The 13,770-nt window shown below is 65.9% G+C and carries 11 protein-coding genes; 9 read left to right on the forward strand and 2 right to left on the reverse strand.

All coding sequences use genetic code 11. The features are described from left to right. Position 1: 1 nt before the first annotated feature. Complete coding sequence (gene pdo, locus KQ693_RS11215) at positions 2-691, reverse strand: protein disulfide oxidoreductase (RefSeq protein WP_219758552.1); 690 nt, start codon at positions 689-691, stop codon at positions 2-4. Between the two features lie 164 nt (positions 692-855). Here pdo and KQ693_RS11220 point away from each other — a divergent pair, with 164 nt between their 5' ends. Genes KQ693_RS11220 through KQ693_RS11235 form a run of 4 tightly spaced genes read left to right on the forward strand, consistent with a single transcriptional unit; the run spans position 856 to position 4,625 of the window. Beyond that, complete coding sequence (locus tag KQ693_RS11220; protein ID WP_267261323.1) at positions 856-2,292, forward strand: MBL fold metallo-hydrolase; 1,437 nt, start codon at positions 856-858, stop codon at positions 2,290-2,292. A 60-nt stretch (positions 2,293-2,352) separates the two neighbouring features. Beyond that, positions 2,353-3,012 carry a rhodanese-like domain-containing protein gene (locus KQ693_RS11225; RefSeq protein ID WP_267261324.1) on the forward strand — a complete coding sequence of 220 codons (660 nt, stop codon included), beginning with the start codon at positions 2,353-2,355 and terminating at the stop codon, positions 3,010-3,012. After that, positions 3,009-3,767, forward strand: coding sequence for a sulfite exporter TauE/SafE family protein (locus KQ693_RS11230; RefSeq protein ID WP_267261325.1), 759 nt, complete (start codon positions 3,009-3,011; stop codon positions 3,765-3,767). The genes KQ693_RS11225 and KQ693_RS11230 overlap by 4 nt, the downstream gene beginning before the upstream one ends. 9 nt (positions 3,768-3,776) lie before the next feature. Further along, entirely contained in the window at positions 3,777-4,625 is an 849-nt protein-coding gene (locus KQ693_RS11235; RefSeq protein ID WP_267261326.1) for a carbon-nitrogen hydrolase family protein, read from the forward strand. Here KQ693_RS11235 and KQ693_RS11240 read toward each other — a convergent pair. Next, on the reverse strand, positions 4,620-5,543 hold the full coding sequence (locus KQ693_RS11240; protein ID WP_267261327.1) for a peptidylprolyl isomerase: 924 nt from the start codon (positions 5,541-5,543) through the stop codon (positions 4,620-4,622). The genes KQ693_RS11235 and KQ693_RS11240 overlap by 6 nt on opposite strands. 13 nt (positions 5,544-5,556) lie before the next feature. On the opposite strand from KQ693_RS11240, the gene hemE reads away from it, so the two are divergent. From hemE to KQ693_RS11265, 5 genes are read left to right on the forward strand one after another with little or no spacing between them, the layout of a single operon-like run. After that, entirely contained in the window at positions 5,557-6,588 is a 1,032-nt protein-coding gene (hemE, locus tag KQ693_RS11245; RefSeq protein ID WP_267262383.1) for a uroporphyrinogen decarboxylase, read from the forward strand. After that, positions 6,585-7,538: a ferrochelatase gene (gene hemH, locus KQ693_RS11250; protein WP_267261328.1), complete on the forward strand. Its 954-nt coding sequence runs from the start codon at positions 6,585-6,587 to the stop codon at positions 7,536-7,538. The genes hemE and hemH overlap by 4 nt, the downstream gene beginning before the upstream one ends. Then, positions 7,526-8,881: a protoporphyrinogen oxidase gene (gene hemG / locus KQ693_RS11255; protein ID WP_267261329.1), complete on the forward strand. Its 1,356-nt coding sequence runs from the start codon at positions 7,526-7,528 to the stop codon at positions 8,879-8,881. Before hemH ends, hemG begins: the two co-directional genes overlap by 13 nt. A gap of 35 nt (positions 8,882-8,916) precedes the next feature. Then, positions 8,917-11,157: a diguanylate cyclase gene (locus KQ693_RS11260; protein ID WP_267261330.1), complete on the forward strand. Its 2,241-nt coding sequence runs from the start codon at positions 8,917-8,919 to the stop codon at positions 11,155-11,157. A 39-nt stretch (positions 11,158-11,196) separates the two neighbouring features. Further along, entirely contained in the window at positions 11,197-13,764 is a 2,568-nt protein-coding gene (locus KQ693_RS11265; RefSeq protein WP_267261331.1) for a bifunctional diguanylate cyclase/phosphodiesterase, read from the forward strand. Positions 13,765-13,770 lie beyond the last annotated feature (6 nt).

Consider the following 13,770-nt stretch of genomic DNA (forward strand, 5'->3'; position numbering starts at 1 on the left):
GTTAGGCGCTCACCCCCACCGCCTTGCGGATGGCCTGGAGGAACTGGGAAAGGGGCTGGGCCCCGAGGATCCTCTCCTTGCCGTGGTTCACGATGGTGTCGGGCACCCCGTGGATGTGGTAGCGGCTGGAAAGCTCCGGAAACTCGTTGGCCTCGATCATCTCGCCCCATACCTTGGGGGAGGCGTAGGCCATGCGGTGGGCGGTGCGCACCGCCTGCGGGCAGTAAGGGCAGGTGGGGGTGACGAAGACCTGGAGCACCACTTCCTCGGGGAGGTTGTTAAGCTCCTGGACCACGTTCTCCGGCAGGCCGTGGCCGTCGCGCCCCAGCATCTCGATGTCCTCGAGGAGGCTTGCGAACTCGTACCCCGCCGGGATGCCCCGGTACCGAAGGTTGATGGCGGAAGAGCCCCTCTCCCGCAGGATCAGGGTGGGAGGATCCTCCACCCTGTACTCCTTGGCCTTCTCCTTACCCTCGGGGGTGGCCAGGTCGTAGACCACCAGGTGAAGCCTATCCGAAAGGGCGGCCAGCTCCTCCAGCAGCTGCTTGGTTTCCTTGCAGTACAGGCAGGGCTCCTTACCCGGGGCGATCAGGGTGGAGGTGTCGGTGAAAAGCACCAGCTCCACATCCCGCACCAGGTTGGAAAGCCGCTCGCGTACGATCTCTTGCTCCTTAGGTCCCAATAGCGCCATCGTTTCCTCCCGGATACCCCCGTAGGGGTACATCCTTTGCTGAATATAGCAGATGTTTCCTGTAAAGAATAGACCTCCGCGCACACTGTCCCCGTTGACACCTAGTACCCCCATGGGGTATCGTACCGGCGTGGGGACAATAGTCCCACACCGGAGGTGAAGCTGTGGTTTTCAGGCAGATTTACGAGGAAGGCTTGGCCCAAATGAGCTACCTCCTGGGGTGCGCCGCCACTGGGGAGGCCTTGGTGGTGGATCCCAAGCGGGACGTGGACACCTATCTGGAGCTGGCGCAAAGCCTGGGCCTGCGCATCACCGCCATCGCCGAAACCCACATCCACGCCGACTACCTCTCGGGAGCCCGGGAGCTGGCCAAGGCCACCGGGGCCACCCTGTACCTCTCGGACGAAGGGGACGAGAACTGGAAGTACAAGGGACTGGAGGGCTTCTCCCATGTCCTCCTCAGGGATGGGGACGAGTTTAGAGTGGGGAATATCCGGGTGAAGGCCGTGCACACCCCGGGCCACACCCCGGAGCACCTTTCCTTCCTGGTGGCGGACGGGGCGGTGACGGACGAACCCCTCCTCTTCCTCACGGGCGACTTCGTCTTCGTGGGGGACATCGGTCGGCCGGACCTCCTGGAGGAAGCCGCTGGCATCAAGGGCACCGCCCTGCCCGGGGCCCGGCGCATGTTCCGAAGCCTCAAGGAGAAGTTCCTCACCCTTCCCGACCACGTGCAGGTCTGGCCAGGCCACGGGGCAGGTTCCGCCTGTGGCAAGGCCCTGGGGGCCCTTCCCGCCACCACCGTGGGCTACGAGAGGCGGCATGCCTGGTGGGCGGAGTACCTGGAAAGGGACGATGAGGAGGGCTTCGTAAAGGCGCTTCTCGCCGGTCAGCCGGAAGCCCCCACCTACTTCAAGGAGATGAAGCGGCTCAACCGGGACGGCATGCCCATCCTGGGAGGCACCCCCCACCCAGGCCGCCTCACCAAGGCCCAGTTTGACCGGCGCCTGCGGGAGGGGGCCATCTTGGTGGACACCCGGGACAAGTTCGCCTTCGCCGGGGGGCACATCCGGGGGGCCATCAACATCCCTGCCGGAAAGAACTTCTCCACCTGGGCGGGATGGCTTCTTCCCTACGACCGGCCCCTGATCCTCCTGGCCCATCCCTCCGAGGTGGAGGCCCTGACCCGGGCCCTGATCCGCATTGGCCTGGACGAGGTGGTGGGGTATATCCCGGGCCTCCAGGGGTATGCGGATGGAGAGCTGGAAACCGTACCCCAGATCACGGCCCGGGAAGCCAAGGCCCTCTGGGAGCGGGGCGAGGCGGTGATCCTGGACGTGCGGGGCCGGGACGAGTACCTGGCCGGGCACATCCCCGGGGCCCTGAACATCCACGCCGGCCGCGTCCTCGCCCACCTGGACAAGCTCCCCAAGGAGAGGCCCCTCATCGTGCACTGCGTGGGCGGGGACCGTTCCAGCACCGCCATCAGCGCCCTCTTGTCCCATGGCTTCAGGAACGCCCTGAACCTCACCGGGGGGATTAGGGCCTGGCAGGAAGCCGGCTTCCCGGTGGAAAAGGGCGAGGAGCTGGTAAGCGCCTGAGTGTAGCGCCGGGGAACTGGGGTTCTGCCCCAGTTCCCCAAACATCCCAAGGAGGTAACCATGTACGAAGCCGAGGTCAAGGACCTGAGCCCAGAGGAAGCCAAGAAGCTCTACGACCAGGGCGTAGCGTTCATCGATGTGCGGGAGGTGGAGGAGTACGCCCAGGCCCGGATTCCCGGGGCAGGTCTATTGCCCCTTTCCGAGTTCATGGCCCGCTATGGGGAGATCCCCAAGGACCGGCCCGTGGTCCTCTACTGCCGTACGGGAAACCGCTCCTGGCAGGCAACCGCCTGGCTCACCGCCCAGGGCTACGGGAACATCTACAACCTCGAGGGGGGCATCGTCCGCTGGTACAGGGCAGGGCTCCCCGTGGACACCAGCCCGGTGGAGGTGGGCTACGCCGCCACGCCTTACCAGGAAGTGGGCCCCCACGAGGCGGAAAAGCTTTTGCAGGAAGCCTTGGTGGTGGACGTGCGGGAACCCTGGGAGTATGTGGAAGGGCACGTGCCCGGGGCGGTGAACATCCCCCTCTCTTCTCTGCCGCAAAGGCTTAAGGACCTGCCCAAGGACCGGCCCATCCTCCTGGTCTGCAACTCCGGCAACCGCTCAGGGGTGGCGGCGGACTTCCTGGTGGGCCAGGGCTTCCCTGGGGAAAGGCTGTACAATCTCGAGGGGGGCACTTACGCCTGGATGAGCGCGGGCCTTCCGGTGGAACGATGAGCCTGGCCCTATTAGGTGCTCTTCTCATCGGGCTTTCCCTGGGGCTTCTGGGCTCGGGAGGGGCAATCCTTACCGTACCCACCCTGGTCTACCTCTTGGGAGAATCTCCCAAGCAGGCCTTCGCCGAAAGCCTCCTCATCGTGGGGGGGATCGCCCTTCTGGGAGCCTTGCCCTACGCCCTGAGGGGCCTGGTGGACTGGCGCAACGTGCTCTTCTTCGGCCTCCCGGGCATGGCGGGCACCTACCTGGGGGCCTGGATCTCCCACTTCGTCTCGGGGCAGGTGCAGCTTCTCACCTTCGCTTTGGTCATGCTCCTAGCCGCCTACTTCATGGCCCGGCCCAAACCCCTAGCCGGTACCCCGAAGCAACGGAAGGCCTGGAGGATCGTCGTGGATGGCCTTTTCATAGGGGCCCTTACGGGGTTCGTGGGGGTGGGAGGAGGGTTCCTCATCGTACCCGCCTTGCTCCTCCTGGGGGGGCTTCCCATGCACCTGGCGGTGGGAACCAGTCTCCTCATCATCGCCCTAAATTCCTTCACCGGGTTCTATAAGTACCTCCACCTCCTGCCCCAGTATGGCCTCAGGATGGATTATGCCGTAGCCTCTCTCTTCATCGCTGTGGGCACCCTGGGTAGCTTTCTGGGAGGGTGGCTTTCCGTGCGTCTGCCCCAGGAGAGCCTGAAGCGGAGCTTTGCCCTCTTTATGGTAGTCATGGGGGTTTTCATCCTGGGCCAGAACCTGGTCCTGGGGCATTAGACTAAAGGGGTGCCCTTCCGCACCCTCTTGGCCATCCAGGCGGAGGTCAAGCCGGACTTTTACCGCACGGAGGAGGCCTTCCGGAAGCGGGTCTTCTCCTTGCTGGAAAGCCTCGAGGGCACCCCCTTTCCCCGCCTGGCCGCCTTCCCGGAGCTCTTTGGGCTTCCCCTCCTCCTCCACCTGGAAGGGGGGTTCCATCCCAGGGACCTCCTGAAAAACCCCCTTCTCCCCTGGAGGCGGGCCCAGCGGGCCTACGGGGTTTTCCGGGAGGTGATGGCGGAAGCCGCCCGAGCCTTCGGCACCTATCTTCTGGCGGGCACCCTGCTCTCCCCGCCCTACGAGGAGGAGCTGGCCCGAGGACGGTTCGCTCGCACGCTCTTTTTCCAGAACCTTGCCCTTTTCTTCAACCCCGAAGGCCGCTTGTTGGCCCAGGTGCCCAAGGTGGAACTCACGCCCCCTGAGCGCTGGCTCAGGCGGGGCACCTTCGGCCCCCACTTGGTGGAAACCCAGGCGGGCAGGGTAGGCATCCTCATCTGCCTGGACGGCTTTTTTGAGCGGTACCTGGCCCGGTTGGACGCCCTGGGAGCGGAGGTTCTCCTGCAACCCTCCGCCAACCCCGCCCCCTGGGACCGCCCCTGGCCCTGGGATAGATCCCGAAGGGAAGGAGAGGTCTGGAGGGCTTCCGCCCAGGAAAGGCTCGTGGGCCGGGAACACCTCCGGCTCCTCCTGAACCCCATGCTGAACGGCCAGCTTTTGGGCCTCACCTTTGAGGGGCAAAGCGGCATCTACACCCTCAGGGAAGCCCTGGCCTTGGCCCCTGCCCCAAGGGGAGATGCGGCCCTCCTCCTAACCCTATAGGCGCTCGGGGAAAAGGGTGATGGGATAGGGGCGGATCAGGAACCGGACCAGCCTTTCCCAGGCCTTGTCCTTCACCCCCTGGGCCAGCTCCTCCGCCACCTCCTCCAAGGGGTAGCGGCCCGGGGGTACCAGCCTTTCCAAGAGGATCACGTGGAAGCCAAACTCCGTCCCCACGGGAGGGGAAACCTCCCCGGGCTTCAGGGCCAGCAGGGCCTTTTCAAAGGCGGGGATGTAGGTGCCTTCCGGCTCGCAGCCCAGGTCCCCCCCGGCTTCCTTGGAGCCCGGGTCCTGGGACACCTCCTTGGCCACCTGGGCGAAGGCCTCCCCCTTGGCCAGGCGGGCCAGGACCTCCTTGGCCGCCTCGAGGGTGGGCACCAGGATGTGCCGGGCGCAGTAGAGGGTGGGGTGGCGGTACTCCGGGGAAAGGAGCCAGAGGGCCTTCAGGGCCGCTGGGGAAACCTTAAGCTCCGTGCGGTAATGGGCTTCCAGGGCCTCTAGGGCCATGGCCTCGGCCAGGAGGGTGCGGTAGGTGGCCAGGTCGGGCACCCCTGCCCCCTCCAGGGCCTTCCGCAGGGCTTCCTCCTCGGGGAAGGCCTTCATGAGCTCCGCCACCCGGGCCTCCACGCTGTCGGGCAGGGGCCAGAACCCCTGGCGCCTGGCCAGCAAGAGAAGCGCCCGTTCCTCCGCCAGGGCCTCCAGGTAAGGGGCCCGGTACTGGGCCAGGAGGGCGCGGGTTTCCTCCGAGTCGGGGAGGCCAAGCTGCCGGAGTGCGCTTCTGGCGAAGAGGCCAAAGCGGAGCTCAAACTGGCTTTTGGTGATGTGTTCGGGCCCCACCTGGGCCACCACGGGGTCTTCCTGGGCCCGGGCAAAGGGGGATAAGCTTAGGCTTAAGGTTAGGAGGAAAAAAAGGAAGCGCATGCCCCATGCTAGCATGGAGGGCGTGAACGACCTCATCCTCCAGGCGGCCCGGGGCAGGCCCACCTCGAGGCCCCCCGTCTGGTTCATGCGGCAGGCGGGGCGCTACCAGAAGGAGTACCAGGAGATCAGGCGGCGCTACACCCTACCGGAGATCGTGCAGAACCCCGAGGTCTGCGCCGAGGTGACCCTTCTTCCAGTGAAACAGCTTGGGGTGGATGCCGCCATCCTCTTTGCGGACATCACCACCCCCCTCTACGGGATGGGGGTGGAGCTGGACCTTGTGGAGGGCAAAGGCCCCGTCATCCACCGGCCCATCCGGGATCCCAAGGGGGTGGAGGCCCTAAGGCCCCTGGAGCCGGAAGAGGCCGTGCCCTTCGTGCTGGAAACCATCCGCCTTCTGAAAAGGGAGCTTAAGGTGCCCCTCATCGGCTTTGCCGGGGCTCCTTTCACCCTGGCCAGCTACCTCATCGAGGGCGGGCCGAGCCGCCAGTTCAAGGAGGTCAAGGCCTTCATGTACCGGGAGGAAGCCCTCTGGCACCGGCTTCTCACCAAGCTCACCCAGGCCATGGCCCGCTACCTGAAGGCCCAGGTGGAGGCAGGGGCTGATCTCCTCCAGGTCTTCGACTCCTGGGTGGGGGCCCTATCCCCTGCGGACTACCGGCGGTACGTGAAGCCCCACATGGCCAGGCTCTTCCAGGAGCTAAGATCCCTTGGGGTGCCCGTGATCCACTTCGGGGTGGGGACCATGGGCCTTCTTAAGGAGATGCAGGAGGCCGGAGGGGACGTGATCGGCCTGGACCACCACACCCCCCTTCCCTGGGCCCGGGAGGCGCTGGGGGAAACCCCCATTCAGGGCAACCTGGACCCCGTGGTCCTCTTCGCCCCCAAGGAGGTGATCCGGCGGGAGGTGGAAAGGATCCTTGCGGAAAACGCTGGCCGGCCCGGGCACATCTTCAACCTGGGCCACGGGATCCTGCCCGGCACCCCGGTGGAACACGTGCGCTATGTGGTAGAACTCCTCAAGGAAAAGGAGGAAGCAGCATGAACGTACTCCTCATGGCCTACGGCACCCCCTACACCCCGGAAGAGATCGAACCCTACTACACGGACATCCGCCGAGGAAGGCGTCCTTCCGAGGAGCTGGTGAGGGAGCTGGAAGAGCGCTACCACGCCATCGGCAAAAGCCCCCTGAACGAGATCACCCTGGTCCAGGCCATCAGGCTCCAGGCGCTTTTGAACCTCGAGGCCCCCGCCTACCCCAAGCGCCTCCTGGGCCCCTTCGGCCCCCGCATCCCCCAGGGGCCGGCCCGGGTCTACGTGGGCACCAAGCACTGGCATCCCTCCATCGGGGAGGCCCTCGCCGCCATGCACGAGGATGGGGTGAGGCGGGCGGTGGCCATCGTGGCCGCCCCCCATTACTCCCTAAGGAGCGTGGCGGAGTACCAGGAGAAGGTGGAAGCCGCCCTAAAGTCCCTCCCCGAGCCCATCGAGATGGTCTGGGTGGAAAGCTACGAGGCCCATCCCAGCCTGATCGCCGCCTACGCCAGGAGGCTGGAGGAGGCCATATGGCGGCTCAAAGAGCCCAGGAAGGCCGCCTACGTCTTCACCGCCCACTCCATCCCCCTCTCGGCGGTGGAACGGGGCGACCCCTACCCCCGGCAGGTGGAGAGGACGGCGGAGCTCATCGCCAAGAGGCTTGCCCTGCCCCGGTTTAGCGTGGCCTACCAGTCCGCAGGGCGCACCCCCGAGCCCTGGCTCGGCCCCGACATCAACGAGCACCTTAAGTCCTTGAGGGAGGAGGGCTTTGAGGAGGTGGTGGTCCAGGCGGTGGGCTTCCCGGCCGACCACCTGGAGGTCTACTACGACCTGGACCTCGAGGCCCAGGCCACCGCCCAGGAGGTGGGACTAAGGCTCATCCGGGCCCGGAGCCTCAACGCCGATTTGGACTACATCCAGGTGCTTAAGGAGCTGGTGGAGGTAGCGTGGCTCAGGTAGCCGTGGTGGGAGGAGGATGGGCAGGGCTTTCCGCCGCCTTGGCCCTGAAGGAGGCGGGGGTGGACTTCCTCCTCCTGGAGGCAGGCCCCCGCCTGGGGGGCAAGGTGCGCACCCACAAGGGGGAGGGCTTCCTGGTGGAAGGGGGGCCGGACGCCAGCGTGCGCTACAAGAAGGAGGTCCTGGAGTTAGGGGAGCGCTTCGGCCTCACGCCCATAGGGACCCTCCCCGCCAAACCCGCAGCGTGGATCCTGCGCAAGGGTAAAGCCCATCCCCTCCCCGAGGGGCTTTTGCAGATCGTGCCCGGGGACCTCAAGGGCCTTTACCGCACCTCCCTCCTCTCCCTTTCCGGGAAGCTCAGGGCCCTATACGACCTTTTCCTCCCCCGGGGGGCCAAGGAGGACGAGAGCCTGAAGGAGTTCGTGGAACGGAGGCTTGGCCCCGAGGTCTTCGCCGCCCTGGTGGCACCCCTGGCGGGAGGCATCTATGGAGGGGAACCCGAGGAGCTCTCCATGCGAGCGGCCTTCCCCCAGCTTTTGGACCTGGAGCGGAAGCACCGAAGCCTCATCCTGGGGGCCATGCGGGCGAAAAGAACGCGGGGGAGCCGGGAGGGGGGAAGCCTGTTCTTCTCCTTCCAGGAGGGGCTTTCCGCCCTAACGCGGAAGCTTGCCGAGGAGGTGGCGGAAAGAATCCTCCTGGCCACCCCTTTATTAGCCCTCGAGCCCCTGGGTGGCCGGTACCGCCTCCACACCCCCAGGGGACCCCTGGAGGTGGAGGCAGTGGTTCTGGCCACCCCCGCCCCCGTGGCGGCCCACCTGCTAAGGCCCTTCCTCCCCGAGGCCACCGCCCTTCTCAAGGGGATTCCCCACACCCCGGCGGCCACGGTGAGCCTGGCCTTTAAGGAAGCACTTCCCGTAGCGGGGCATGGCCTCCTCATCGCCAAGGGGGAGGGCTACAGGGCCAGGGGGTTTACCTGGACGCACCAGAAATGGCCCGGGAGGGCCCCGGAGGGGTTCAGCCTGGTGCGGGCCTACTTTTCCGGGGAGGTAGCGCGGCTTTCCGAGGCGGAGCTTGCTCGGGTGGCCCTGGAGGACCTCCGCCGTTTCCTGGGCCAGGAGGTGCGAGCGGAGCGCACCTGGGTCTTCCGCTTCCCCGAGGGCATGCCCGCCTACCGGGTGGGGCATCTGGAGCGCATGGAAAGGCTGGAAATGAGCCTTCTCAAGGCCCCGGGCCTTTTCCTTTCGGGGAACTACCTGGAGGGGGTCGGCCTCCCCGAGGTGGTGCGCTCTGGCCGTAAAGCGGCCCAAAGAGCCCTGGGCTACCTGGCCCTGGCCCCCACCCCCTAGGCAAAGTATTGATTCCTGTTTAGGATAGGGCAAACATGGCTCTGCCCTACCCCGCAATCGCCTTGGGCTCCATCCTCCTGGGGCTCCTGGCAGGAATCTTGGGTTACACGGACCCCTATATTTTGCCGTGGCTCATGATCTTCACCGCCTCCACCACCAGCATGTATGGCCTGGGATGGGGACTCCTGGCTTCTGGGGTTTCCACGTTCCTTCTTCTTCTCTTCCCCGGGTTCAATATCATGGCCGCAGCCCTTCTTCTCCTTTCCGCCTGGCTGGCCCACGGCATTGGCGAAAGCCTGAGAAAGGCCCACCGCCAGGCCAAGGCTTTAGCTAAAAGCCAGCGCTTTTTAGCCGAGGCCCTCGAGGCCCTGCCCCAAGCGGAAAGCCGCCAGGCCCTTCTGGAAAGCCTTCCCAAGCGCCTGGCTGCCCTCGGAGCCGGGGGGCATGTGGGGGTTTGGGTACCCACCAGTCAAGGCTTCCGCCTTCTTGCCAGCGTCCCCCCCCTGGCCCTGGAGGAGGTACCGGCCACGGGAGTTCTGGGCCGCGTCCTCCGGGAGGCCCAGCCCGTCCACGTGCCCGACGTACGGAAGGAGCCAGGCTACATTCCCGCACCGGGTGTCCACACCCTCTCCGAGTTGGCCCTCCCCCTTTGGGAGCGGGGCGAGGTGGTGGCCGTGCTCAACCTGGAACGCCCCTACCCTTTCACCCTGGAAGAAGCGGAAGGGCTGAAGCGCTTCGCCCAGGCGGTAAGCCTCCAGCTGGACCGGCTTGCCGACCTGGAGGAACGAAGGCTATTAAGCGAGCTTTCCTTACGCCTGCAAAGCGCCACCACCCTGAAGGAAGCGGTGGAGAAAGCCCTGGCCCTCCTCCTCCAGGCCCTAGATCTGGAAACCGGTACGTTTTGGGAAGCCCGGGGGGCCCGTATGGAGGCCCTGGCCCACCAGGGTGTGGAGGAACCCGCCCTGCTCCAGGTGCTAAGGGAAGGCCTTCCCTATGGGCAAGGTCTAGCCTGGCAGGTCTACCATCGGGAAAGCCCCCTCTTCACCGCCCGCTACGCGGAGGAACCCCAGGCCATACCCCCGCTTAAGGCCCTGGACTGGCGCACCCTGGCGGCCTTGCCCATTCCCTCCCCCAAGGCCCCAAGGAGCCGGAGGGTGCTGGTTTTGGGAAAGAAGGAGGAGCGCCTTTGGCGCAAAGCGGAGGTGGAACTTCTCCTCCTGGCCTGCCGCACCCTGGGCCTGGGGATGGAGCGGCTCACGGAGAAGGCCCGGCACGAAAGCGTTAACCAGCTTTTCCTGGAGCTTTTGGAGAAACCTCCCGAAGAACTCTACGGACGCATCCTGGAAGAAGCCGTCCGCCAGGTGCCGGGTTCGGAAGCAGGAAGCCTTCTGGTGTGGGAGGAAGGAGCTTATCGTTACAAGGCAGCCTTGGGTTATGACCTCGAGGGGCTGCAAACCGTCACTTTCAGCCAGGAGGACCAGCTTCTCTGGTACGGCCTGGGAGCGGAACGGGCGGCTCAGGGGGAGCCCCGCATCATGAGCGTGGAAGAGCGGCCCATCGCCGAGATCAGCCACCAAACCGCCCCACCCGAGGTGATCGACTCCGCAGGCAAAGCCCAGGAGATCAAGGCCAACCTCTGCCTGCCCATTCCCTACAAGGGGGAGGTGCTGGCCTATCTGAACCTGGACAACCTGCACGACCCCGGGGCCTTTGGCGAGGATTCCCTGGAGGCCGCCCGCTTCTTCGCCGCCCCCTTGGCCAGCCTGCTTCACGAAAGCCGCACCCGCAGGCTCCTGGAGGAATCCGCCCTGACCGATTACCTCACCGGCCTCGGGAACCGCAGGGCCTTTGACCGTTTTTTGGAAGAGGAGCTCAAACGGGCCGAGCGCTACGGCTACCCCCTTTCCCTGGCGGTCCTGGACCTTAAGGGGTTCAAGGCGGTGAACGACCGGCTGGGGCACGCCGTGGGGGATTCGGCCCTCATGAAGGTGGCCGAGGTGCTGGAACGGGAAAGGCGCAACGGCGACCGCCTCTTCCGCTGGGGCGGGGATGAGTTCGCCGCCATCTTCCCCCACACCCCCAAGAGAGGAGCGGTGGCGGCCGCCCTTCGCTATGCCAAGGCCATCCAGGACCTTTGCTTTAACGGCCTCTGCCTGGGGGTGAACATCGGGGTGGCCAGCTACCCCGAGGACGGCAGCACCCCGGACCAGCTTCTCTGCGCCGCCGATACCCGCATGTACGAGGCCAAGGCCTGTGGCCAGGTCATGGTGGCTTGAACCTCCGCCAAATAGCTGTATACTGGACCAGGCCTAGCCATGGACAGGAGCTGGGGCCTAGGCCCATCCCAAGCCCTTCTTCCCCTGCTGCGCCAGGGGATTAAGGGGCTACCCCAGGCCCTGGAGCAGGTGGGCCGGGCCCTTAGGGCCCATCGGGCCTACCTCTTTCGCCTCGAGGAGCGCCAGGGCATCTGGTACGCCAGCCAGCTCTCGGAGTGGGCGGGGCCCGACACCACCCCTCAGATCCAGAATCCTGAGCTGCAAAACCTCCCCGTGCGGGAAAAAGGCTACGGGCGCTGGCTGGACCGCTTCCTGGAGGACCGGGCGGTGGCGGGGCCCGTGGCCTCCTTCCCCGAGGAGGAGCGGCCCCTCCTCGAGGCCCAGGGGATCCAAAGCCTCCTGGTGGTGCCCATATGGGTGGAGGGAAGGCTCTGGGGGTTCCTGGGAGTGGACGACTGCCAGAGGATAAGGGAGTTCGCCCCCGAAGAGGAGGCCTTCCTGCGCCTGGTGGCCGAGGCCCTGGCCCGGACCCTGGAGCTTTGGGAAAGGGAGCGCTGGCTGGAAACCCTTCTCGAGTCCTCCCCCTTCTACCTGGCCCGCCTGGACAAGGAGGGCCATCTGCTCTACGCTAACCCAGCCTTTAGGAGGGCCTTTCCCCACGGGTTTACCCTGCCGGTGGCCGAAGTCCTGAAAGCTCCAGGCCGGCCCCGTAGTTTCTTCACCGAGAAAGACTGGGCGGTAGAGTGGACCCTTTTGGCGGTGCCTGGCCCAGGCCAGGAGGCGTTGGAGGTTTTAGCCTTAGGCGTGGATGTGACGGAGCGGAAGGAAGCAAAGGCCCGGGAAGCCCGCTGGAACCTCTTCCGCAACAACCTCCTCCGGGTCTACGAAACCCTTATGGCCGAGGGGCTTTCCGAGTCTATCTTTGGCTTGATCCTCGAGGCTGCCTTGGAAACAGTCCCCGCGGCCCAGGCAGGAAGCGTCACCGTCCTCCTGGAAGATGGCTGCTACCACTTCGTCGCCGCCCAAGGGTACGACCTGGAGGCCCTTCGCCAGGTGTGCCTCCGCCCCGAGGAACCCCTCTCCCTCACGGACCACAAGGGAGCCCAGGTCTTCACCTGGAAGGACCTGGAACGCTTCAACGCCCGCCTGGACGAACCAAGGCGGAAGGTCATGGAGGAGGCCGGCCGGGTTCGGGAGATCAAGGCCATCCTCTCCGTCCCCGTGTACCTGGCGGGGGAGCGCAAGGCCTTCCTGTACCTGGACAACTTCGAGCGGGAGGATGCCTTCACCCCTCTGGACCTGGAGCTGGCCCAGGCCTTCGCCAGCCAGCTAGGCCTCCTCCTGAGAAGGCTAGAGCTGGAAGGCCGGATCCAGCACCTGGCTTACCACGATCCCTTAACGGGCCTGCCCAATCGCCTCTTCTTCCTGGAAAAGCTCGCCCAAGCCCTCAAGGAGGAGGGCCCGCACCTGGCGATCATGTACCTGGACCTGGACGGGCTCAAGCTGGTGAACGACCTGGACGGGCACGCCGCCGGGGACGAGGTGCTTCGGGTCATAGCCGCCCGCCTGCGGGCCGCCCTCCGCCCCCGGGACCTGGTGGCCCGGCAGGGAGGGGACGAGTTCCTGGTCCTCCTCACGGGCCTTAGAACTCCTTCCGAGGCCGTGCGCATCGCCGAAAGGCTTCTGGAGGTAGCCCGTATCCCCATCGCCATGGGAGAACGGCTCTACCACCTCTCCACCTCCCTGGGCATTGCCCTGGGGGAGCCTGGCCTTTCCCCGGGGGAACTTCTCAAGCGCGCGGACCTGGCCCTCTACCGGGCCAAGGGGGAGGGTAAGGACCGGCTGGCCTTCTTCGAACCCCAGTTGCAAGAAGCCCTCCGGCAGGAAATGAACCTCCTGGAGGCGCTAAGGCAGGACCTGGAGCGGGGAGAAGGCCTGTGGCTGGCCTACCAGCCTATCGTGGACCTGAGCACGGGGAAGCGGGTGGCCCTCGAGGCCCTCGTGCGCTGGCGCCTGGCCCCGCCTTCCGTGTTCATCCCCCTGGCGGAACGCCACCGCCTCATGCCCGAGCTGGGCGAGTGGGTCCTCCGCCAGGCTTGCCGGGAACTGGACCGGCACGGCCTGAAGGTGCATGTGAACGTGAGCCCCCAGGAGCTCCTGGACCCCACCTATGCCTTTCGGGTGGCGGAAGTCCTGGAGGAAGCTTCCTGTCCCCCTGGCCGCCTGGTGTTGGAGATCACGGAAACCACCCTGATCCCCGACGAGCGGGGCAGGGATGCCACCCGGGCCCTCGAGGCCCTCAAGGCTCTGGGCATAAGCATCTTCCTGGACGACTTCGGCTCAGGCTACTCCAGCCTGGAGCGTTTGGCCGAGCTCCCCGTGGACGGGGTCAAGCTGGGCCAGGCCTTCACCCAGCGCCTGGGCATCCCGCCCGACCCCCAAAGCCCCGCCGCCCGGGTGGTGGGGGCGGTCTTAGCCTTGGCCCAGGCCCTGGGGCTACAGGCCATCGCCGAGGGGATAGAGGACGAAACCATTCTGGTTTACTTAAAGAACCTTGGTTTTCCCTTGGGGCAGGGCTACCTTCTCGGTAGGCCTGACCGCTTATAATGGAGC

This window comes from Thermus brevis (assembly GCF_026427635.1).
Taxonomy (GTDB): Bacteria; Deinococcota; Deinococci; order Deinococcales; family Thermaceae; genus Thermus; species Thermus antranikianii.

What these genes read in the sequence shown, in the direction of transcription:
- pdo (WP_219758552.1), bottom strand. Translation starts at nt 691, where the DNA reads ATGGCGCTATTGGGACCTAAGGAGCAAGAGATCGTACGCGAGCGGCTT.
- KQ693_RS11225 (WP_267261324.1), top strand. Translation starts at nt 2,353, where the DNA reads ATGTACGAAGCCGAGGTCAAGGACCTGAGCCCAGAGGAAGCCAAGAAG.
- KQ693_RS11230 (WP_267261325.1), top strand. Translation starts at nt 3,009, where the DNA reads ATGAGCCTGGCCCTATTAGGTGCTCTTCTCATCGGGCTTTCCCTGGGG.
- KQ693_RS11240 (WP_267261327.1), bottom strand. Translation starts at nt 5,543, where the DNA reads ATGCGCTTCCTTTTTTTCCTCCTAACCTTAAGCCTAAGCTTATCCCCC.
- hemE (WP_267262383.1), top strand. Translation starts at nt 5,557, where the DNA reads ATGGAGGGCGTGAACGACCTCATCCTCCAGGCGGCCCGGGGCAGGCCC.
- hemH (WP_267261328.1), top strand. Translation starts at nt 6,585, where the DNA reads ATGAACGTACTCCTCATGGCCTACGGCACCCCCTACACCCCGGAAGAG.
- KQ693_RS11260 (WP_267261330.1), top strand. Translation starts at nt 8,917, where the DNA reads ATGGCTCTGCCCTACCCCGCAATCGCCTTGGGCTCCATCCTCCTGGGG.
- KQ693_RS11265 (WP_267261331.1), top strand. Translation starts at nt 11,197, where the DNA reads ATGGACAGGAGCTGGGGCCTAGGCCCATCCCAAGCCCTTCTTCCCCTG.